Origin of the sequence: Terriglobus aquaticus (genome assembly GCF_025685415.1) — a bacterium.
Lineage (GTDB): Bacteria > Acidobacteriota > Terriglobia > Terriglobales > Acidobacteriaceae > Terriglobus > Terriglobus aquaticus.
Genome location: NZ_JAGSYB010000001.1, coordinates 1,830,902 through 1,852,288 on the forward strand (window position 1 = coordinate 1,830,902; position 21,387 = coordinate 1,852,288).

A 21,387-nucleotide genomic window follows, 5' to 3' on the forward strand; every position below is an offset into this window, starting at 1 on the left:
TTCTGCTGTGCGGCTGTGGAGACGACAGCTTCGCGCCAGGAGTCATCCTGTGCCGACGGTGCAAAGGTGATGTGCGTCTCATAGAACATGCTGCGCTCTCGTCTGCTGCTCCCGTTCATTTGCCTCCCGTGTGTTTGCACGCCGTTGCTTCGCAGCCAGGCTGCCCTGGGTTCCGCAGACCAGAGCCTCGGCATCGTCAATGTGCGTTCGGCAAGATTTGGTGCGCGGGCCGATGGCAAAGCCGATGACACCGCTGCGCTGAATACCGCACTCGCGGAAGCACGGCGCCTGCGTGCGCTAGTCTTCGTTCCCGCCGGTGACTACCGGTTGACTGCAACACTCGACGTCACCGGCCTAGAGATCGTTGGTGCAGGACGGGAGAACACGGTGCTGCACCTCGACGGGGCGGTGCAGCAGAATGCGGTGGTTAGCCGGGGCAATACGATGCTGCGCGACATCGGCATTCACGGTGGTTGGGACGGGCGTACCCGCGGCCTGAAAGGATCGGGCTTTGCCATGCTGTCGGACCCGAACGCGAAGCCGCCCTACTTCGGCTATGACACGCGGCTGGACAACGTCTCGATCCAGTACACGAAGGAGGATTGCATCTTCATTGAACAGGGCGGATACGAAAGCCTGCACAACGTGAAATGCAACGCTTCCGGGCAGAACAGCCTGGTGATGGAAAGCGACAAGAACCCCGGCATGGCGACAACGACGGTGAACGTGGATGGGATGTCCACCTTCAGCGATACCTATGGTTACGCAGTGTTCATTCACGATGGACAGACCATCAGCTTCAGCGGCCGAACCACCATGGAGAATACGGACGGCATTCGGCTGACCGGCGGGGATGGCCGCACCTTGAAGCTGTCTGGCATTCACCAGGAAAATACACGCACAGGCAAGTTCCTGACTGCGGCCGATTCCGGCGGCATCGGCCTGACTCTCACGGACAATTTCATGGCTGGCACGCCGGTGTTCCCGGAACCTTCGGGTGAGTTGACGCACTGGGGCAACGTGACTACCGACGCCAATGCACTTGGCGGTACCTACAGCACAGGCATGCCCACGGCAGTGCGGACGATGAACGCGCCCGATGGTGAACCTGTAGAGATTGTGCCGGGTGGGTGGCGGGTCGGCCCAGCTGGTCCGACCGTCATCGGCCTCCTGGATCATCCTGCGGGGGCGGCGTGGTCGGCGAGACTGACCGGGCACTGGATGGCGGGTGACGGCACGCCCAAGGTCGCGCACGAATTCCTGGTGAGCAACCTGCATCCGGTGGTGCAGGTGGGTGCCACATCGTTTCGGCTAAGTCTGAATGCGAGTGGCCGCCTCCAGGTCAACGTGACCCCACCTCCCGGAGACACGGGGCCGTTTGAGTTCCTCGGCACAGTGGAACTGATCGTGGATCGTCACCATGGAGCTAACCAGGACGTCGCGATCGAAACGCCGTCTGCCGCACGGCTGGGAACGGTCCGCGTGAACTCGTTGGCTGGCAAGGGAACGTCCGAAGTGTGCGTCAGCGAGGATGGAACGCTTTATCGCTGCAAGAAGTAAGCGGGCTCATTTCTGCAGCATCATGCGGGCTGCCATGATGAGCAGAACGACCGCGAACCCACGGCGCAGCAACGTCTGCGGCAGATGTTGGGCAAACCGTCCACCGACGAACGCGCCCATCGCGAGACCGATCGCCAGGGTCGCGCCGAGCCGCCAGTTCACATTCCCGGCGCGGGCATAGCTCCACAGCGGAGCGATCCAAAGCGGGATCAGCGCGATGAAGAGTGACGTTCCCTGCGCACGAAGCTGGGTCAAGCCAAAGACGTAGACCAGCGTGGGGATGATGAAGGCGCCACTGGTTCCAGTCAGGCCGACCAGGACGCCAACCAGCGCTCCCACAACAACGACCAGCCACGCTGCGGGAGCGGTCATCATCGTCCGAAGCGCACCACGACTTCCGTTCCCACAGGGACCATGGTTCCGGCAGCGGGCATCTGTTCGCGCGCCAGACCGCTGCCGACAGGCTGAACACGCAGGCCTGCTACGCCTGCCTTTTCAATCACGGTGCGCAGAGCGCTTCCATCAAACACCGGTACGGCAACCTTGCGACTCGCATCCACGACGACAGCGCCATCGGAGCGAACCGTGGTGGAAGGCTGCGGCTTCGGCATGGGACGGACGTTCGCTTCCTCCGGCATAAACGACGATCCGCCGTGCTCGCGGAATGCCTGCATGATCTTGTCCGGCAAGGCCGCAAAGATTGCGGCTGCCTTGCTGGACGAGGTTGGTGTACTTACAACCTGCGCGGTCTGAACGGGCTTCGCGGTTGCAGTCTGGTCTCCATGCAACGGATCGTCAGCGGGTAACGCGTTCGCTTCCGCAAAGAGTGCAGCCAGATCGCCGGTCTCTTCCGAGGGTGCGTCTTCCGCAAGTTCTGCCGCGGGATGCGCCGGCTCATCGCCCGGCTTCACCGGATGGAGCGGGCGGTCGTGGGGCACGCCAAGGTACTCCAGCACCTCTTGCGCGACCTGCTGGAATACCGGCGCACTCGTTTCCGCACCGTAGCGCGAGCCGACTGTGGGCGTGTCGATGACGACTGCGATCGAGATCGCAGGATTGTTCACGGGAGCGATCCCGGCAAAGCTGGCGACCAGCTTGGTATGGGAGTACGTGTGCGTAACGGGATCGACCTTGTTCGCGGTACCGGTCTTGCCGCCTGCGCTGTAGCCGTTCAGCGCGGCCTTCTTACCGGTTCCCTCCACGACGACGCCTTCCATGATGTCGCGCATCTTGGCGGCCGTCAGCTCACTGATGACGCGGTGTGCTCCGTCCGGCAGCTTCGCCGGCAACGACGTGGTGGGATGAAACGCCGCAGGCTGCAGCCGCGGATCACCCTTCACATAATCACTAGCGTTCAGCAGAACGTGCGGCGGCAGATAGGTCCCACCATTCGCAATGGTCGACACCATGGTGACGAGTTGGATCGGCGTAACGCCCACCTCCTGCCCGATGGAGATGGACAGGATGCTGGGCGCGTCCCACTTCTTCGGCGGACGCAAAAGACCACGGGTTTCGCTCGGAAGCTCAATACCGGAACGATCGCCGAAACCGAACGAACGGATGTAATCGTAGAAGCGCTGATTGCCAAGCTTCAGCGCCATTTTTGCCGCGCCAACGTCGCTGGAGTGCTCGAGAGCATACTTCACCGTGACGCGGCCGAAGTGGTCAGACTTATCATCGTGCAGGGTGCGACCGAACAGAGTGAAGGCACCGCCCTGGCAATCCACGATGTCGGTCGGCTGCACGCCCGCGCCATCAATCGCAGAGGCATAGGTAAGCAGCTTGAAGGTGCTGCCTGGCTCGTAGACGTCGCTCACTGCAAGGTTCTTCAGGATCGACGGATCCTGGTGCTTCAGATCGTTCGGGTTGTAGCGAGGGGCGATGGCGAGCGCGAGGATCTGGCCTGTGTGCGGATCCTGCACGACTACGGTGCCGTGTGCGGCCTTCATCTTCTCCATTTGCGCATCCAGCGCGCGCTCTGCAATGTGCTGGATGTTGGTGTCGATGGTGAGCACCAGATTCTCACCGGGCAGAGGCTCGCGCTCTTCGGATCCGAGAGCGTGGCGCTTGGCATCGACTGCGGTCAGCACATGGCCGGGTGCGCCGTGCAGTTCGTCCTCGAACTCGCGCTCCAGGCCGCCCAGGCCGGTGTCGTCCATCCCGACATATCCAAGCGTTTGCGACGCCAGGTCGCTATTCGGATAGAAACGCTTGTATTCCTTCTGTAGGTACACGCCCTTCAGGTTCAGTTCGCGAATGCGCTGCACCTGCTCGGGCGTCAGCTTGCGGGCGATCCAGGCAAAGTTGCGCGACGCATTCAGGCGGGCCAGGATGGAACCGCGAGCCGTGAAAGTGTCGGTCGGGTCCACGTGAACGATGCCGGAGATGATGTCGGCCACATTCTCGCGGTTGTCGCCCAGTTCGCTTGGAACCGCGTAGACCGATTCGGCGAGTACGGTCACCGCGAGCTCGCGGAGGTTGCGGTCATACAGCACGCCGCGGCGAGGCGCGACTTCAAATGTGCGCTGCTGCTGCTTGGCTGCGCGCTCTACCCAGTCGTGATGCTTGACCAGTTGGATCCAGACCAGACGGCCGCAGATGATCGCGATCCACGCCATGAAGAACACTGCGACCTGCGCAAAGCGTTTGCGACGGATGGGCGCGGTGAGTGGCTGGCGGGACTGCGTCTGCATGGGTGGAAGCTCCGGAACGCGGAAAGGTGCCACCAGCTTATGGTGGCCCGCCCGGTAAGAGAAAGCTCCGATTCGGAACTATGAGAGAAGCGCGAACCTTTACAGGTTCGCGCCTGGAACAAGGAGCAGTGCTGTAGGTTACCGGCTCAACTGCGCCGGCACCTTCGCCTCGGCGAGTACGCCCTCGCCACCCGTATAGGTGAGCTCTGGACGGATCACCTGGCCTGGCTGCGGCATGTCAAGACCAAGCTGCTTCGCGATGCGATCGATGCGGTCAGGGTCGGCGAGCTGCGCTTCAGTAAGACGCAACTGGCGGTTCTCCTCGCGCAGATGATCGACCTGAATCTTCTGCGCTTCGATGGAGTAGCCCAGCTCGATCGAAGAGAAGTGCTGCCACACATAGGTCATGGTCAGCAAGAACAGGATCGTCATGGCAATGGTGAAGGAGCGCACTTCCTTGCGGCGCTCCGGATCATCCGCCTTGACCAACCGGGTGTTATCCAGATGCTTGGTGAAGAAGATTTCCGGCGTGGGACCACGACGCGCGCGGCGCTGCGCGTCAAACACGGCGCGGTTGTGATCGCGGAATGACTCGGCGCGTTCGCGCTGCGCCCGGCTTGCTATGCCCGCTGCCGTCATTACCTGTTCCATCGTCCTTCTCCTTCGTTACACGCCGGAACCTCTGTTGATTCCTGCGCCAGAACACGAAATCTTTGGTGCACCAATCCTGCTGCAGGCGTCTCTGGTATTAGCACGCCTGTGTTACAGGCTCGATCTTTCTCAATCCGGTACTTCGAACTGGCTCGTCCGGTGCGGCAAGTTATCCTACAAATCCACCGATTATCCACAGCTATCTTCTTCCTCGACGGCTACCGCCCTCTGGCGGTATCTTTACTTCCTTGTGCGAGTCGATCCGGATCGCCGCTCGTAACTTCGCGCTTCGCGATCTTGGATTGCGCCGTTGCTCGCTTTCATCGGCAATCACCGGCTTGCGTGTTAGAACCTCCCAGATGCCGCTCTTTGCACCGTCGCGCAAGGCATCTTTGACCTGGCGATCCTCTAGGGAATGGAAGCTGATCAGCACCAGCCGACCGCCGCGTTTCAGCAGAGATGGCGCGCTATGCAGCAGCGACCGGATCTCTCCAAGCTCATCGTTCACGTAAATTCGGAGGGCCTGAAACGTAAGTGTCGCGGGGTGTAACTTGTCGCCTTTCATTGCTGGGGCAGCGGCCGACACCACCTTGGCTAACTCCGCCGTAGTATGTATCGGCCGTGCCCTGACAATGGCTCTGGCGATTCTCCGCGACCTCCTTTCCTCTCCGAATTCGTAAATCAGATCGGCGAGCTCTTCCTCGTCCATCTGATTTACCACTTGACCGGCAGTAACTCCGCTGCGCGTATCCATGCGCATATCCAAGGAAGCATCCTGCCGAAAACTAAATCCTCTGTGAGCTTCGTCCAGTTGCAGACTGCTGACGCCAAAGTCGGCTAACAGTCCATCGAGGCTACCGGGGGCGATCTCTTCCGCTGCGACCGAGAAGGCTCGTTCTACAAACCGCACCTGCGGCATCGCGGCACCCAGCTCCTCGCGCAGCGCATCGATTCGTTGTTTCGCGATCGCCATTGCTTGAGGGTCGCGATCGAACGCGATCAGCGTGCCCTCCGCTCCCAGTCGCCGCAACACGGCACTCGCGTGCCCGGCCAGCCCGAGCGTCGCGTCCACATAGACGCCGCCCGGCCTCACATCCAGAAGGTCCAACACCTGTTGAGGAAGAACCGGTACATGCTGCGGATCCGCCACTCTCCGCCTCCATGCAAGCCCCTGGGGGCAAACTTCCAATCGTTACAGTCCGAGGTCGGCCAACGCCGCCAGATCGGCTTCGTTCAGCGGTTCGGCTTCCAGCTTCGCCTTAAAGTCGTCGTGGTTCACGACTTCCAGATAGGTCTGCGCTCCAAGCACCACCACTTCAGCGGTGACCCGTGCGCTGTCTCGCAGCAGTTGGGGCAAGGTGAGCCGGCCCTGCGCGTCCAGCTCCGCCATCTGGCCGTAATAGTTCGTCACGTCCAGGAACTTCTTTTTCGAGGGGTTCATGCTGGGAATGCCCGCCAGCTTCTCCTCGACTTTTTCCCATTCACGCAGCGGGTAGATCTCGGCCCGCTTGCCGTCCTTGCTTGTTACGTAAAACTGCGGGCCGTATGCCTCATCCACACGACGCTTGAACTCCGCGGGCAGCTTTAGGCGGCCCTTCTCGTCCACGCGCGCTGGATGGTTCCCGCGAAACATCCGATTCCGACTCCCAGCGAGCGCCGGTTAGCGCATTCGCTTTCTCGTGGCCTGAGATGGAGGTTTTAGGGTCTGCCCTCTCCCTTTTGCTCCACTTCACTCCACCAACAGCCACATCATTACCCTTTTCACCGCACCAAGCAAGGACAAAGGGATTGGAAATGTGGACACAATAGCGCTTTATGTGGAAAACGCCACAAGTAGGGCCTAACGGCCGTAATACACAAGGGATTGTGTACACCTTTTAGGGAATGCCTCAGATGAAGGTGCCAATCCGTTCCGATTTGGTATCGGTTGTCTCTGCGGCTGCTGGAAGGCGGGGCAGGCGCCTACACAGCGCCACGCTGCCGCTTGCGGCGCAGCAACCAGACCAGGTATGCCACGATCATCAGGTTGACCAGGGGCACAGCGAGTCGCCACCACTGCGGGTGGCGCAACAACTCCCACAACTCCCAGGGAACGAACGCCGTACTCAACCAGAGAGTGAAGTACTCTGCCCACACCCGTTTCCGGATCAGCCCATAGCCCTCAACAAGGCACAGGAAGGCGTAGCCGACACTGAGCATGCTGAACTGCCGGATGCGGTGGTGCGTGACCAGATCTGCCTTGCCTAGCACGAGGGAGACGAAGCGGTTCTCTGTGTCCAGGTTGAGGATCGTGACCAGCCGATCCAAGGCCTGCCCCAGATCGTGATGGATGAAGTGCATGGCGCCAGCCGCAATGGCGACGAAAAAAACCGCCTTGCTGAGCTTGAAGATCGCAATGATCAGGAGGCCGCGATCATGCGGAGGCACCCTGGCGGAGAGATCACCCATGTTCGCGGCGTGTGCTGGCGACTCTGTGGCCACACATCGAGTGTTGTCGTGAGAGTGTGGCTTGTCAACGCGCGCGGCTGAGGGCTGCGCGCGTTGATACGAGCTCGTTGCTTGTCCGTGCGATTGGCCGATCACTCAGTCCGCCGCGCTGTTGCCCCGGCTGCATGAAGAGCGTTTCGCAATCAGCGTCTTGGTTGCTTCGCTGCTTGTTCCCGCACGAAGTTGTTGACTCGGTACTCAGACTTTCCCCGCGTCGGTGAATGCCCTTGGACGCTGAGCAATCGGTACGGACTCAACCCCTTCGACTTGCGGTCATAGAAGAGACCCATCCTCCTTTGGATTGGGCTCTGGGTAGGCCACTGACGGCCAGAAACCGATTGCCTGGCGAGAAATCGAATGCAGCCTCACGGTCTCCGAAACTTCACTTGACATGGTCGAAGGGCGACCGCTACAAGGGTTCCGTTCAAACATCTCTGGAATCGTTTTCAGGCCATTCACCCGGTTGCATGAAGTAGTTTTTCGGAGGCTCCATGTTTCGCACCAGAACCCTTGTAGCGGCTATCGCGGCTACTACCTTCACGCTCAGCCTTCCCTACGCTGCTGTCAGTCAATCGGACAGCTCTTCGCTTTCCGGAACTGTGTCGGACGCATCCGGCGCCGCACTGCCAAACGCCAGGATCACGGTCACGAACAACGCGACCAAAGCCGTAAATACCGTCACCAGTAATGAGAGTGGCGGCTACACCGTTCCGAACATCCCATCGGGTGACTACACGGTTCACGTGGAGGCATCGGGCTTCCAAAGTTACGACATTCAGAACGTGCACGTGGACCCAAGCATTGGCCGCAAAATCGACGCTTCGCTGAAGGTGGGCGAGACCTCCGCGGTGGTGGAGGTGCAGTCGGATGCGAACACGGTACAGACCGAGAGCGCAACTGTCGGTCAGCTTGTGACCCAGGAGCAGGTCAGGAGTATCCAGCTCAACGGCCGCAATCCGCTCTACCTCTCGCAGCTTGAACCGGGCGTGGTGCGCAACTCGCCGATGGCAGCCCTGTCGTTCGGTCTGGATAACGGCATCAACATCGGTGGTGCCCGCTCGCAGGAGAGCCTGATCACCTTGGACGGCGCACCCGCCGTCCGTACCCGCTCGAACGGCACAAGCGTAGGCGTGGCCGATGTGGACTCGACCGGGCAGGTCCAGATCCTGACAAATAGCTATCCGGCAGAGTACGGCCGCAGCGATGGCGGCCAGGTCCGCATCGTGCCGAGAAGCGGTACCAGCTCCTTCCACGGTTCCGCTTTTGAGTTCCTGCGCAACACCTTCTTCAATGCGAACACGTGGCAACGCAAGCTGCCGTCGAACTCACTCCGGGTGCGCTCGCGCCCACCGGGTTTCGTGTACAACCAGTTCGGCTACAACTTCAACGGCCCTGTAACCTTTCCAGGCTTCAACAAGAGCCGTACCCACCTGTTCTTCCTGTTCGGGCAGGAGTATCTGCGGTACAACCATGACGACACCGTCTTCCAGAAGGTGCCGACCACGCTGATGCGCCAGGGCAACTTCAGCGAACTGCTCGGACCCAACATCTTCTACAACGGCGTCCAGCAGATCTATAACCCAACTACCCGCCAACCCTATCAGGGCAACATCATCCCTGCGGGCGATCAGAGCGCCAACGGCCTCGGCCTGCTGAATGCGTTCCCTGCTCCGAACGCGGCGGGTGCCAACTACAACTGGTTCGAATCTGCTCCATACATCGAGCGTCAGCGCAAGGACACCTACGTCATCGACTACATCCCGGCGGACGCCCACCGGATTCGCTTCACGGTGCTGAACTACAACTACAACGACCTGGAACCGCACTACGGCAATTTCAACCGCAACCCGCGTATCTTCAACCGACCGAATCAGATTGGCGTCATCCACTACACCTGGAGCGCTTCACCGACCCTGGTCAATGAAGTGATCGTCTCCGGCGCGTCCGACCACGTCACCATCAATATCGACACGTCGAGTGGCCGATACAACCGGACGAACTACGGGATTAACTACCCGTACTTGTATTCCGCCTCAACAAAGACGCTGCCCAATAAGATCCCGACAGTACAGATCGCCAACTTCACATTGCTTGATGGTGGCCCTTACCCGTCACGTTCCGGCGGCATCGTCTACAACGCTGCCGACAACATAACGAAGGTGCTCGGCAATCACACGCTGAAGGCCGGCTTCAACTTCGAGTACTCGGGCGAAAATAACTTCGACCAGATCACGGTGTCGAACACGCCGGGTTCCACGAACAACCAGAACGGCAAGTTCGTCTTCAGCGATTCACGCGGTCTGGCCAACACGTCTTCTGTAGGAACCAGCGGCGTCGCTGTGGCCAACACAGCGCTCGGCCTCTTCGACACCTATGGTGAGATCGGCCAGCGTTCGTACACCCTTTACCGCAGCACGATGTACGAAGGCTTTGTGCAGGACACGTGGCGCGCGACGCCGAAGCTGGTGGTCGAAGCAGGTATTCGCTATAGCTGGTACAACCCGTACTACGCCAAGTGGGGCAACCAGTCGGTCTTTAGTCCTTCTAACTACAATCCGTCGATCGCCGCAATCGTGAATCCGAACACCGATGTGGTGACGACGCCGAACGGAGACCAGAGCCGTTACAACGGCGTGGTCATTCCGGGCAGCGGCTTTCCTTCCATCGCACAAGGGCATGTTGCCTCCGACATTCTCGCCAATGGTTACTCGTTCCTGTTCCGCGGATATGACAGGAACTATTCACCGACCATCAAGACGGATATCCAGCCGCGTCTCGGACTGACGTATCAGGTGCGTTCCGGCCTGGTTCTACGCGCGGGTGGCGGACGGTATACGCAGCGGCTTGGCATTACGGATAACGTCTTCACCGGTGGAAACGCGCCGTTCCAGCCTTCGTCTACGGTCAGCCTCGGTGGGGCGGACCAGCCGGGCGGTGTTGGCAGCAACCTGTTTCCCTTCAACTATTCCTCTCAGGCCTACAACTATCCCAGCCCGAACGCTTACAACTGGAACGCCACCGTGGAGCAGGAGTTCCAGAAGCTGGGCGTGCTGACGATGGCGTATGCCGGACGGCGCGGCGTTCACCTGGAAGAACTGCTGAACATCAACCAGTTGCAGCCGGGTACGCTGCAGGCAAATCCAACGATTCGTCAGCAGGATTACCTGCGGCCGTACAAGGGCTTTTCGAACATCAACCAATCCACCAACGGCGGCGCGTCCTTCTATAACTCGCTTCAGGTAAATCTGCGGCGCAGGTTGCAGAATGGCCTGCTCTTTGGCGTTGCGTATACGTGGTCGAAGAGCACCGACTTCGGCTCCAGCAATGGCACTATCCTGCCCAACACGTTTGACAAAAACATCTACTACGGACCCAGCGACTTCGACCGGCGCCATGTTTTCGTCGCAAACGTGGTCTACAACATCGACCAGTTCAGCCGATCCAGCAACGGGTTCGCTCGCGCGGTGCTGGGCCGCTGGCAGGTGTCTAGCACGCTGCAGGGGCAAACGGGAGCGCCTCTCAACGTCTCCACGTCAACAGACTTTGCGGGTGTCGGACCGGGGTCGGGGAACCAGTTGGTTCCTTTGATTCGCGGTATGCAGTCGTTCAAGTCGTTTGCTGGGCAGACAGGCACGTCTACCTGGTTCGACATTGGAGCCTACCCGACCCTGAACGGAAGCCGTTCAAACGCGGCGCTCACAAACCTGTATGCCGGGCGGTTTGCGCCACGCGGCAACCGCAACATCATCTACGGTCCTGGCTTCCAAAGCTACAACGCAGCGCTGAATAAGACCTTCCCCATTATCCCCGGCCACGAAAGCCAGACGCTTGTCTTCCGTGCTGAGGCATTCAACATCGCAAACCATCCCACCCCCGACAACCCGGACACCGGTTACACCTCCAGCACGTTTGGTCAAAGCAAGACCAAGGGCGGCACCTATGCCGCGGACCGGCAGTTCCAATTCAGCCTGCGTTACGCTTTCTAGGCGCAGCGCAGTTCGCTTAGGCGAAAGGGTTCCGCTCCGGCCGGGGTGGAACCCTTTTCGCACCTTCCTTGCCTCGATCAAATGATTCGGAGATCTGCACAATGCCCTTCCGCTTTTCTGCACGCAAACTCCAGCTAGGCACCCTTGCGCTGGCTGCGGTATCTACGTCCGCAACCAGCGTGGCGCAAACGTCCAAAGCGCCGGACATCACGAAGGTGCCAACGCTCTACGTGGTGCCGTATGCGCACTTGGACACGCAGTGGCGTTGGGAGTTTCCGCAGGTGATAAGCGAGTACCTGCTGAAGACCATGCGGGTGAATTTCGACTACATCGACAAGTACCCGCACTACGTCTTCAACTGGACGGGTTCGAACCGGTACCGGCTGATGAAGGAATACTTCCCGGACGACTACGCTCGCATGAAGGGCTACATCGCTGCCGGGCGTTGGTACCCTGCCGGTTCCTCGGTGGAAGAAGGCGATGTGAACTTGCCCTCCGCAGAAGGGCTCTTCCGCCAGGTGCTCTATGGCAACACTTACTTCCGACATGACTTCGGCAAGGCAAGCGACGAGTACATGATCCCCGATTGCTTCGGGTTTCCCGCCTCCCTGCCGACCATCCTGCACCATGCCGGAGTGAAGGGCTTCTCGACACAGAAGCTGAACGCGGAATGGCAGCCTGCTCCGAAGGTCGGTGGACCGGACTCGCCGGAGAAGACTCCTGAAGGGATCCCGTTCAATGTCGGCAAGTGGATTGGCCCCGATGGCTCGTTTGTGATCGCCGCTCTGAACCCCGGAACGTACGGCGGAAATACTTACACCGACATAAGCAGCGTGACGGAGCCTCGGCCCGCACCCCAGTTGCCGGCTGCAGAAGTCGCAAAGCTCACACCGCAGCAGTTGCGCATCTATAACCGGCTGAGCCAGCGCGAACGGCAGGAGCCAAACTGGGTGGAACGCATTGCGCTGGATGGCAAGGTCTCGGGCATCTACGCGGACTATCACTACGTGGGTACCGGCGACATCGGCGGCGCTACCCAGGAGTCAACCGTAAAGCTGTTGGAAGCGATCGTGACCAAGAGCACCACTGTGCTGCCTACACCGCCGCTGCCTGACTTCATGAAAGCGGCTCAGCCCGCACCCGGGCAGCCAGTGCGTGTGGGTCAGGGACCGGTCACCGTCATTGAGGCCACGGCGGATCAGCTCTTCCGCGACATCCCGCCGAGTGACACGGATCGCTTCCCGACCGTCCAGGGCGACTTGGAGTTGATCAACCACTCCGCTGGTTCGCTGACTTCGCAGGCGTATCACAAGCGGTGGGTGCTGATGAACGAGCGGCTCGCCGATGCGTCGGAGAAAGCCTCTGTCGCTGCCGCGTGGATGGGAGGTCTGCCCTATCCGCAGGAGCGGCTGACCAATGCCTGGACGCTTGCGCTGGGAGGTCACTTCCACGACACGGCAGCGGGCACCGCTACGCCGTTGGCGTATGAGTACGCCTGGAACGACGACGTGCTGACTGCCAACCAGTTCGCAGGCATCTTCACCAGCGCGACCCAGAGCGTTGCGGCGGCGCTGGACACTGCGGGCCAGGGCGTTCCCGTCGTGCTGTACAACAACCTGAACATCGATCGCGAAGACGTGGTCAGCATGGCGCTACCGGCATCGCTGGCTGGCGCGAAGAGCATCGCCGCCCGCGGTCCCAATGGCGAGCAGGTGCCCGCGCAGGTCAGCGGGAATCAAGTGCTGTTCGTGGCCCGGGTTCCCTCCGTTGGATACGCCGTGTACCACCTCATTCCGAACGGCAAAGAGAAAGCAAAGGGCGAGCTGAAGGTATCCGCCAATTCGCTGGAAAACGCGCGCTACCGTGTGCAGGTGAACGCAGACGGCGATGTGAGCAGCATCTTCGACAAGCAGCTCAACTTCGAACTGCTCTCTGCTCCGGTCCAACTGCAACTCACAACGGACACACCCAAGCAGTGGCCGGCGTGGAACATGGACTTCGACCAGGTCGAGGCCAAGCCCCGTACCGTGGTCGGCGGACCTGCGCAGATCCGCATCAAGGAAGACGGTCCGGTTCGCGTTACGCTTGAGATCTCCCGTGCGGGCGAAGGTGGAACGTATGTGCAGACCGTGAGCCTGGCTGCGGGGAGTGCCGGCAATCGACTGGAGTTCGCAAACAGCATTGACTGGCACGGCAAGGCGGAGAACCTGAAGGTTGCGTTTCCGCTGAAGAGCAGCAATCCAAATGCGACCTACAACGAAGATGTGGGCGTGGTCACTCGGCCCAACGCGATGGAGCGGCAGTTCGAGGTCGTCTCGCATAAGTGGATCGACCTGACGGATGCATCCGGCGGTTTCGGTGCCACGATCCTCACCGACGACAAGAACGCCTCAGACAAGCCGAACGACAACACGCTGCGATTGACGCTGCTGCGCACGCCGGGCATTGCGCCGCACGTGGGCTACAGCGATCAGGCGAACCAGGACTGGGGTCACCACGAGATCCGCTACGGCATCACCGGGCATCGTGGCGACTGGCGCGCGGGGCAAACGGATTGGGAAGGCTACCGCCTCAACGATCCGCTGCGCGCCTTCACAACCACGTCTCACACCGGACGTCTCGGCAAGCAGATCTCATTGCTGAAGGTGAACAATCCGCGCGTGCGCGTGTTTGCGTTGAAGAAGTCTGAGATCTCGGACGAGTTGGTAGTTCGCTTTGTCGAGATGGACGGCAAGCCGGCGAACGATGTCCGAGTGACTCTACCCGGCGCGATCACGGCAGCGCGCGAGATCAACGCGCAGGAGCTGCCGCTGGAGGGCGCACCGGCTGTAGCTCTGAATGGAGGTGCACTTACCACCTCGCTGAAGGGCTTCGAGCCGAAGACGTTTGCGTTCAAGCTGGGCGGAGCTCCAGTATCTGTTCCGGCGGTAGCATCGCAACCGGCAACGCTCACCTATGACACGGCGATTGCAACCAACGACGACACGCCCACTCCGGCTGGAGGGTTCGACGGTAAGGGCGATGCATACCCGGCGGAGATGCTGCCGGAGCGGCTCAGCTTCCACGGCGTGAACTTCACGCTGGCGCAGGCCGCAACCGGTACGCCCGACGCAGTCACCGCGCATGGGCAGACGATTGCGCTCCCGTCCGGCAGCTTCGATCGCGTGTATGTCCTGGCCGCGAGCAGCCGCGGCGACCAGGCAGCCAGCTTCAAAGTCGGGAACCTAGCAGCGAACGTAACAGTAGAAGACTGGGGCGGATTTCTGGGTCAGTGGGACACGCGCCTTTGGAAGCCAAAAGGCACGCCAGTGGACTGGGCAAGTTCTGCGCATCACCAGCCATGGCCGCCCAAGGATCTGCGCGCTGCCGAACGGTCTGAGCCTTCACCGGAGAACCCGGGAGACTACCTTGGCCTGCGGGAGGGCTTCGTGAAGCCGGCTGAGGTCGCGTGGTTTGCGTCGCACCACCACACCGCTACCGGTCTCAACCAGCCGTATGCCTACAGCTATCTGTTCGCGTACACGCTGGAACTGCCGCCGGGCGCGACAACGTTGACACTGCCGAACAATCCCGACATCCGCATCGTTGCTGTATCAGCGGCGAAGACCGGCCCGTCGGTGGTCCCCGCGACGCCCCTGTTCGACACTTTGAAGCACACGTCTGTGCCGACTACGTCGACAAACGCGCAGTAAGTCGGGCTCGTCTGCTCCATTGTGGGTAGGAAACTAACAAACAGTGAAGCTGCCGCGATGTCTGCGGCAGCTTCACTGTTTGTCTGCGTTGAGAGTCGGAAGTCATCCCCTAACACTTGAAAGTCCTGTCGTCTTCCGGCACGAGATCGCAAGCATCCTTTTTCGCTCAATTGCACGTCTCTGTTGCCATTGTGAATGCAGTCAAGTTCAGCCACGCGACGCGATCCGGGCGAGGGCCGCTCGTGTTTGCATCCGCGCTGGTCCTTGTCCTCGCGCTGTGGATGCTGTTTACCGGCTCAAAGCAGGCTCATGAATGGGTGGCTGGCGCCTTCAGCATCGCCTGCACTCTCAGTCTGCTGATAGTCGTGTACCGGGAACAGTCGCAGACCTTCGATCTTCGCTGGAGCGATGCCCTCGCCCTGTGGCGCACGCCGTGGTACGTGGTCAGCGGCATCGTCGAGATCACGGTGGTCCTGCTGAAAGATCTGGCCGGGCATCGTGCTGAATCGATCTTTCGCGTCTGCGGATTTCGCACCGCCAAAGAGGATCCCTTGCTGGTCACACGGCGGGCACTCGCGACTGCGTATACCAGCATTGCTCCCAACTTCATCGTTCTAGGAGTGGACCACCAGCAGAGCCGTATGCTGTTTCACCAGATTCAACGCAGTTCGGTGCCGCGCATGACGAAGCAACTGGGAGCCGAGGTGGGCACCCGTGAGGACAATCCCGGGGACGCCGCTGCCCAGCGTCAGCAGAAGGCGGAGCAGCAATGAACGTATGGCTGATTGCAGGTGCGGCGGTCAGCGCTGGGTTATTCCCATGCGCTGACATGTGCTTGCGCGGACCGGTAGAGCGCCGCCTGGTCGGCATGGAAATGGCCGCCTTTCTCGCCATCTTTGCCATGGTGTTGTTCACCATCGGCTTCGACCGGCCTTCCTTCATGGACCTACCATTGGCGCTCATGATCATGTCCTTTGGCGGAACCTTCGTCTTCGTGCGGTTTATAGGAAAGCACCTGTGACGGCTTCATACATTGCGCAAGCGGTGCTGCTGACCACCGTAGTAATCGCCTGCTGGCTCGGCGTTATCGGCATGTGGCGCATGCGCGACGCGACACAGGCGCTGCACTTCATCACGATCCCAGCAGTCGTGGGCAGCCTTGCCCTCACAGCAGCGGTATTTGTGGCCAAGGGCAATACCCTAGCCGGATGGAAGATGGGCCTGATCGCACTCATCATGGTCGCTTTGAACTCCGTGGGCATGCACGCCAGCGCACGCGCATTTCGCGCCCGCGAACTCGGCCATTGGGAACCGCGTGACGGCGATGACTTCGAGTGGGTGCGGGCTGGAGCGGAAGAGGAGCCTGGTCGATGACATGGTTTGGTGCAGCTCTGCTGCTGCTGGTCGCGATTACGGGCTGGGGCGTAGTGCGCACCCGCGACGTCACGGAACAGGTCGTTGCGCTGGGATTCTTTGGCATCGTCATGGCGCTGACCTTTTTCTACTTCCAGGCACCCGACGTGGCACTGTCGCAGATCGTTGTCGGCGCGGTCGCCTTGCCGCTTATGATCATGCTGGCCATCTCTCGGATGCGGTTCCGCAAACTGGCTCAACAATCTCCTGGCGAGGGCGACGCGCATGACTGATCGCACACGCGCCCGCTGGGTCTTTCTGCCTCTCGCCGGTTTTGCCGCGCTCTATGCCTACTCGGTGCATAACTTGCCCCCGTGGGGCGCGTACCGCGGACCCTATGGCGATACCATCGCGCGCTTGGCAGTGTACGAACGACATGCGACCGATGTGGTGAACGCGATCAACTATGATTACCGGGCATTTGACACGCTGGGCGAAGAGTTCATTCTGTTCACCGCTGTTCTTGGTGTCGCCATGCTTCTGCGGCGCGAAACTCAAACTGCTGTCAAACCGGCAGGACGGGTGGTAGATACGCCTCCGCTTAGTTCCGCCGCTCGGCTGACCACGCTACCGGCCCTGCTTGTGACGATTCTGTTTGGGATGTACATCGGGCTGCACGGACAGTTGACACCAGGCGGGGGATTCCAAGCCGGGGTCATCCTGGCCACGGCACCTGTGTTGCTCTATCTATGCGAAAACACAGCGGCATTCCGGCGCATTACGTCGCACGCCGCGGCGGAAGTCATTGAGGCGATCGGAGCAGGGGGATACGCCGTCATAGGCCTGGTGCCGCTGCTGATGGGCGCTCCACTGCTGACAAATGTTCTCCCTTTGGGCGTGACCGGCGACGTTTTCTCATCCGGCACGATCGCCCTCATCAGCGTCACGGTCGGGGTGGAAGTGACGTGTTCGTTCCTGATGGTGATCTACGCCTACCTGGAAGAGATCATCACGGGCGAGGTGCCGGAGAGTTGACGATGCCTCACATTCTTCATGCATGGCCTTTCCTGGTTGCCGGCTGGCTTTTCTGCTGCGGTCTGTGGGGCATCATCACCAGCCGCCACCTGGTACACGCGGTGGTATGTCTCGCGATCCTGCAGAGCTCTACTTACGTTCTGTTGCTAGGTATCGGATATCGCGTGGGCGGAGCAGCACCTGTGTTCTCCGACATCGATCCTCACACGCTGACGGTGGACCCGGTGGTCCAGGCATTGATGTTGACCGACGTGGTGGTCGAGGCCGTTGTGGTCGCGCTGCTGCTGGCGATGGTGATCAAAGCGCACGAACGGTCTGGTTCGGTTTCGCCTAGCGATTTACGCACGGTACGCGGATGAACTGGAGCCACACTCTTCCCGCTCTGCCTGTTGCGTTGCCCTTGGTTGGTGCGGCGTTGCTGGGTGCGCTCCGCAAGTGGCTGCCCAGACTGGCTACCGATGTCGTGAGCATCGCGTTTGCCGGGGGAACGCTGACCGCGTGCCTGCTTCTTTTAGCTTCAGCGCTGCACCATCCCATCGTTTACTGGCTGTGCAACTGGTACCCACGCGGATCAATGGTGCTGGGAATCGCCCTGGTAGCTGAGCCTATCGGCGTGAGCCTGGCCGCACTCGCCGCGTTTCTTACGCTTCTCGCTCTCGTGTTTTCGTGGCGAAGCATCGATTCCGGCGCCAACCACATGCAGCCGCTTCTGCTCATCTTCCTTGCGGCCATGTGCGGCTTCTCGCTGACCGCCGATCTGTTCAACCTCTTCGTCTTCTATGAACTGATGAGCACTGCCGCCTTCGCACTGTGCGGTTTGAAAACGGCGGAACCGGCACCGTTGCAGGGCTCGTTCAACTTCGCTGTCACAAACACCATCGCTGCGTTCATGGTGCTTACCGGGATCGCGCTGCTGTACAGCATCACGGGCGCGCTCAACATGGCGCAGATCGGTCTCGCTCTGGGAACCCGGCACGATCCCGTGGTGCTGTTTGCCTTCACACTGCTTACGTGCGGTTTCCTGACCAAAGCGGCCATAGTTCCCTTCCACCTTTGGCTGCCTGACGCGCACGCCGTGGCGCCGACGCCGGTGTGTGTTCTCTTCTCGGGCATCATGGTGGAGTTGGGCCTATACGCCGTGGCTCGGCTGCACATTGTGCTTTTCGCAGGTTCTCTGGCCTCCCACGAACGTGCAACGCAGATGCTGCTGGTGGGTGCGGCCGCGATCACGATTTTGGTGGGCGGGGTGATGTGCTACGGCGAGCATCATCTCAAACGCATGCTGGCGTTCTCCACGATCTCGCACGCTGGACTTATGCTGCTTGCGCTCGCTATGGGCGGACCGCTTGCACTCACCGCCTTCTTCACCTACCTGCTCGGCCACGCGCTGATCAAAGCCAGTTTGTTCTTCGGCAGCGGCATCCTGTTGCGAAAGGGTCGCGCAATCGGGGAACGAGAGCTGTTTGGGGCTGGCCGAAGCCTGCCCTTCGCGGCGCTGCTGTGGTTCGCCGGCGGGGCAGGCCTCGCTGCCGCTCCCGGCTTTCTTACCAGCCTAGGGGAGGCCGCGGCAACGGCTGCCGGAGAGGACCGCGCTGTTCCGGGCGTCACGCTGCTCTTTGCTCTTGGCGGTCTGCTCACCGCGGCCGCAGTGTTTCGCGTGGGCCTTCACGTCTTTCTGGGGTGGGGATCGGAACCACTGACTGACCAGGCCGCAGACGTTGGCGAACTGCCCGAAGATATCGACTCTCATGTCACCTGGTATCACCTGGCAGCACCCGCCCTTTGCGTTGTGGCTGCGATATTCCTGACCGTGTGGTCAGGCTGGCGCCCGACATTGGATGCAGCAGCAGGGCAGATGGCAGAACAACCGGCATATCTGCACACCGTCTACACGAGGGCTGCCGGCACTGCGCAGTTGATGCACAACCATCCCCATGTGGGCGAAGCAGCGGTGCATGGAGCGCTCACGCTCCTGTGCGCCCTTCTACTGGCATGCACCTCCGTTTTCCGGCTCCGACTGCCACGTGCTCTTCGAATCGGCGCTTTCGCCGAGAGTGGTGTTCCGCTGCTGCGTGAATGGCAGAGCGGACATCCCGGCGACTATGTCTTCTGGCTGATAAACGGAGTGGTCTTGTTCGGTGCGCTCGCCCTGCTGCTTCTCCGCTGACTCAAGCGGCGGTCGAAAACCGAGTCAAAGCGGCTGAGAAATCGCCAAAAACCGACACCAGCAGCCCCAGCGCAAGCTTCCTGCCGACACAAGTGGTTGTCGGGCGGGCAGTCTGCATCCAATGTTGTAACGAGTCCGTCACGAACTGCCATCTTCCGCACAAGCGGCGGACCCTCAACTCATCTGGCAGGCCTCATTGAATACTTATTCGAGCTCGACCGGCGACGAAGCGTACCTCCCGCCGGAGTTGGACATCTTGTGTTTCAGCCACCTTCGGTGGCGGTTCGTAACACAGCGGCCGCAACACCTGCTACGGCGGGCGGCGGTCACGCGCCGCGTCTTTTACTGGGAAGAGCCGATTCACCATGCCGCACAGGCTATGCCGCTGCAGTCGAACCTGATGCCTATGGAAGTCTCGGACGCAGGTTCTGACGGACTTCCGCGCTTCGCCCTTGAGATCATGCTGGAGGACAACGTCACCGTCCTGCGGCCGCACCTGCGCAACGATCTCACCGAGAAAGAGTCGGCAGAAGCTCAGGCTTGCCTGTTGCAGCGGTTCCTTCAGTTCTCAGCCATCTCCAGCTACATCACCTGGTATTACACCCCCATGGCAACGGCGTTCACTCACGCCCTGCGCCCTGCCGTGACGGTGTACGACTGCATGGACGAGCTGAGCCTCTTTCAAGGAGCTCCGCCTGCGCTTCGCCTGCGTGAAGAAGCCTTGTTGCGCACGGCCGACGTGGTATTCACGGGCGGCATCAGCCTGTACGAGGCCAAGCGCAAGCGGCACAGCAACGTTCACGCTTTCCCAAGTTCGATCGATCACGCTCACTTCGCCTCTGCGACAACCATCCAGGCGAAGGGTGAGGAGCCTGAGGATCAAGCTTCCATACCGCACCCGCGCGCGGGCTTCTATGGTGTGCTGGATGAGCGGCTCGACACGGAATTGCTGCGGAAAACGACCGCGTTGCTGCCGCACGTGCACTTCGTTCTGATCGGACCCGTGGTCAAGATCGATGCGAACGCATTGCCTGCCGCACCTAACCTGCACTACCTGGGCGGCAAGCGATACGAAGAGCTGCCGTCCTACCTGGCCGGGTGGGATGTCGCGCTGCTGCCGTTTGCCCGTAATGAGTCGACGCGATTCATCTCTCCGACGAAGACCCCGGAGTATCTCGCCGCCGGCAAGCCCGTCGTCTCCACATCGATCCGCGACGTCGTTCGCGAGTACGGCGATGCGGGACTGGTGAGCATCGCGGACACGCCAGAGGCGATGGCACAGGCGGTCTCGGCTGCGCTGCTGCCCCAGACTGCTGGCTGGAGGGAAGCGGTGCGGCGCAAGCTTGCACAAACCTCTTGGGACCGCACCTGGAACCAAATGGAAGCAGAAATCGCCGACACCTTGGCGCAGAAGCGTGCTGCTCGCAATGCGATTGGGCGTCGCCAATCCGCTCCCATCCGCGCTTTGATTCCAGGTGTCGCGGCGGCAGCGGCAAAGACTCTTTCGGAACGCACCGTGGAGTCGTGAGTGCCAATCGTGTGCCGGTCTACAGGACTCACGTCGACCGCGATGAACGGATAGGAATGCAATGGAAAGAGGTAGTCCGAGAGACTACCTCTTTCCATTGGAGTAGCCGCTCAGGGACACTCGCGTTGTAGCCCAGCAGCCTCTAAGTTTTTGATTTGATGGTGGGCACAGCAGGATTCGAACCTACGACTTCCACCGTGTGAAAACTCAACGCATTTGTAACTTGTTGATTTCA

17 protein-coding genes are annotated in these 21,387 nt (G+C 60.6%); 11 read left to right on the forward strand and 6 right to left on the reverse strand.

The window, feature by feature from the left end:
• The first annotated feature begins 87 nt into the window (after positions 1 to 87).
• Positions 88 to 1,560, forward strand: a complete 1,473-nt coding sequence (locus OHL12_RS07575) for a glycoside hydrolase family 55 protein (protein ID WP_263413218.1) — start codon at positions 88 to 90, stop codon at positions 1,558 to 1,560.
• A gap of 6 nt (positions 1,561 to 1,566) precedes the next feature.
• On the opposite strand, the gene OHL12_RS07580 is transcribed toward OHL12_RS07575, so the two are convergent.
• The 6 genes from OHL12_RS07580 to OHL12_RS07605 form a co-directional block, all read right to left on the reverse strand.
• Positions 1,567 to 1,935: a sulfite exporter TauE/SafE family protein gene (locus OHL12_RS07580; protein WP_263413219.1), complete on the reverse strand. Its 369-nt coding sequence runs from the start codon at positions 1,933 to 1,935 to the stop codon at positions 1,567 to 1,569.
• On the reverse strand, positions 1,932 to 4,253 hold the full coding sequence (locus OHL12_RS07585) for a penicillin-binding transpeptidase domain-containing protein (protein ID WP_263413220.1): 2,322 nt from the start codon (positions 4,251 to 4,253) through the stop codon (positions 1,932 to 1,934). Before OHL12_RS07585 ends, OHL12_RS07580 begins: the two co-directional genes overlap by 4 nt.
• A gap of 138 nt (positions 4,254 to 4,391) precedes the next feature.
• Positions 4,392 to 4,904: a cell division protein FtsL gene (locus tag OHL12_RS07590; RefSeq protein WP_263413221.1), complete on the reverse strand. Its 513-nt coding sequence runs from the start codon at positions 4,902 to 4,904 to the stop codon at positions 4,392 to 4,394.
• A gap of 199 nt (positions 4,905 to 5,103) precedes the next feature.
• A complete protein-coding gene (gene rsmH / locus OHL12_RS07595) occupies positions 5,104 to 6,054 on the reverse strand; it encodes a 16S rRNA (cytosine(1402)-N(4))-methyltransferase RsmH (RefSeq protein ID WP_263413222.1) in 951 nt (316 codons plus the stop codon).
• A gap of 42 nt (positions 6,055 to 6,096) precedes the next feature.
• Complete coding sequence (locus tag OHL12_RS07600) at positions 6,097 to 6,537, reverse strand: division/cell wall cluster transcriptional repressor MraZ (RefSeq protein ID WP_263413223.1); 441 nt, start codon at positions 6,535 to 6,537, stop codon at positions 6,097 to 6,099.
• A 329-nt stretch (positions 6,538 to 6,866) separates the two neighbouring features.
• Positions 6,867 to 7,352 carry a DUF2127 domain-containing protein gene (locus OHL12_RS07605; RefSeq protein ID WP_263413224.1) on the reverse strand — a complete coding sequence of 162 codons (486 nt, stop codon included), beginning with the start codon at positions 7,350 to 7,352 and terminating at the stop codon, positions 6,867 to 6,869.
• Positions 7,353 to 7,882: 530 nt separating this feature from the next.
• Between OHL12_RS07605 and OHL12_RS07610 the strand changes: the two genes are divergently transcribed.
• From OHL12_RS07610 to OHL12_RS07655, 10 genes are all read left to right on the forward strand, one after another.
• Complete coding sequence (locus OHL12_RS07610) at positions 7,883 to 11,377, forward strand: TonB-dependent receptor (protein ID WP_263413225.1); 3,495 nt, start codon at positions 7,883 to 7,885, stop codon at positions 11,375 to 11,377.
• Positions 11,378 to 11,478: 101 nt separating this feature from the next.
• A complete protein-coding gene (locus OHL12_RS07615) occupies positions 11,479 to 15,069 on the forward strand; it encodes a glycoside hydrolase family 38 C-terminal domain-containing protein (protein WP_263413226.1) in 3,591 nt (1,196 codons plus the stop codon).
• 242 nt (positions 15,070 to 15,311) lie between these two features.
• Positions 15,312 to 15,842: a hypothetical protein gene (locus OHL12_RS07620; protein ID WP_263413227.1), complete on the forward strand. Its 531-nt coding sequence runs from the start codon at positions 15,312 to 15,314 to the stop codon at positions 15,840 to 15,842.
• Positions 15,839 to 16,090: a monovalent cation/H+ antiporter complex subunit F gene (locus OHL12_RS07625; RefSeq protein ID WP_263413228.1), complete on the forward strand. Its 252-nt coding sequence runs from the start codon at positions 15,839 to 15,841 to the stop codon at positions 16,088 to 16,090. The genes OHL12_RS07620 and OHL12_RS07625 overlap by 4 nt, the downstream gene beginning before the upstream one ends.
• Positions 16,087 to 16,443 carry a cation:proton antiporter gene (locus OHL12_RS07630; RefSeq protein WP_263413229.1) on the forward strand — a complete coding sequence of 119 codons (357 nt, stop codon included), beginning with the start codon at positions 16,087 to 16,089 and terminating at the stop codon, positions 16,441 to 16,443. Before OHL12_RS07625 ends, OHL12_RS07630 begins: the two co-directional genes overlap by 4 nt.
• On the forward strand, positions 16,440 to 16,715 hold the full coding sequence (locus OHL12_RS07635; RefSeq protein ID WP_263413230.1) for a Na(+)/H(+) antiporter subunit B: 276 nt from the start codon (positions 16,440 to 16,442) through the stop codon (positions 16,713 to 16,715). Before OHL12_RS07630 ends, OHL12_RS07635 begins: the two co-directional genes overlap by 4 nt.
• Complete coding sequence (mbhE, locus tag OHL12_RS07640; protein WP_263413231.1) at positions 16,708 to 17,457, forward strand: hydrogen gas-evolving membrane-bound hydrogenase subunit E; 750 nt, start codon at positions 16,708 to 16,710, stop codon at positions 17,455 to 17,457. Before OHL12_RS07635 ends, mbhE begins: the two co-directional genes overlap by 8 nt.
• A 2-nt stretch (positions 17,458 to 17,459) precedes the next feature.
• On the forward strand, positions 17,460 to 17,816 hold the full coding sequence (locus tag OHL12_RS07645) for a sodium:proton antiporter (RefSeq protein ID WP_263413232.1): 357 nt from the start codon (positions 17,460 to 17,462) through the stop codon (positions 17,814 to 17,816).
• Entirely contained in the window at positions 17,813 to 19,624 is a 1,812-nt protein-coding gene (locus tag OHL12_RS07650; protein ID WP_263413233.1) for a complex I subunit 5 family protein, read from the forward strand. Before OHL12_RS07645 ends, OHL12_RS07650 begins: the two co-directional genes overlap by 4 nt.
• Positions 19,625 to 19,820: 196 nt before the next feature.
• Positions 19,821 to 21,152, forward strand: coding sequence for a glycosyltransferase family 1 protein (locus OHL12_RS07655; protein WP_263413234.1), 1,332 nt, complete (start codon positions 19,821 to 19,823; stop codon positions 21,150 to 21,152).
• Positions 21,153 to 21,387 lie beyond the last annotated feature (235 nt).

What these genes read in the sequence shown, in the direction of transcription:
- OHL12_RS07575 (WP_263413218.1), top strand. Translation starts at nt 88, where the DNA reads ATGCTGCGCTCTCGTCTGCTGCTCCCGTTCATTTGCCTCCCGTGTGTT.
- OHL12_RS07580 (WP_263413219.1), bottom strand. Translation starts at nt 1,935, where the DNA reads ATGATGACCGCTCCCGCAGCGTGGCTGGTCGTTGTTGTGGGAGCGCTG.
- OHL12_RS07585 (WP_263413220.1), bottom strand. Translation starts at nt 4,253, where the DNA reads ATGCAGACGCAGTCCCGCCAGCCACTCACCGCGCCCATCCGTCGCAAA.
- OHL12_RS07590 (WP_263413221.1), bottom strand. Translation starts at nt 4,904, where the DNA reads ATGGAACAGGTAATGACGGCAGCGGGCATAGCAAGCCGGGCGCAGCGC.
- OHL12_RS07600 (WP_263413223.1), bottom strand. Translation starts at nt 6,537, where the DNA reads ATGTTTCGCGGGAACCATCCAGCGCGCGTGGACGAGAAGGGCCGCCTA.
- OHL12_RS07605 (WP_263413224.1), bottom strand. Translation starts at nt 7,352, where the DNA reads ATGGGTGATCTCTCCGCCAGGGTGCCTCCGCATGATCGCGGCCTCCTG.
- OHL12_RS07610 (WP_263413225.1), top strand. Translation starts at nt 7,883, where the DNA reads ATGTTTCGCACCAGAACCCTTGTAGCGGCTATCGCGGCTACTACCTTC.
- OHL12_RS07615 (WP_263413226.1), top strand. Translation starts at nt 11,479, where the DNA reads ATGCCCTTCCGCTTTTCTGCACGCAAACTCCAGCTAGGCACCCTTGCG.
- OHL12_RS07625 (WP_263413228.1), top strand. Translation starts at nt 15,839, where the DNA reads ATGAACGTATGGCTGATTGCAGGTGCGGCGGTCAGCGCTGGGTTATTC.
- OHL12_RS07635 (WP_263413230.1), top strand. Translation starts at nt 16,440, where the DNA reads ATGACATGGTTTGGTGCAGCTCTGCTGCTGCTGGTCGCGATTACGGGC.
- mbhE (WP_263413231.1), top strand. Translation starts at nt 16,708, where the DNA reads ATGACTGATCGCACACGCGCCCGCTGGGTCTTTCTGCCTCTCGCCGGT.
- OHL12_RS07645 (WP_263413232.1), top strand. Translation starts at nt 17,460, where the DNA reads ATGCCTCACATTCTTCATGCATGGCCTTTCCTGGTTGCCGGCTGGCTT.
- OHL12_RS07650 (WP_263413233.1), top strand. Translation starts at nt 17,813, where the DNA reads ATGAACTGGAGCCACACTCTTCCCGCTCTGCCTGTTGCGTTGCCCTTG.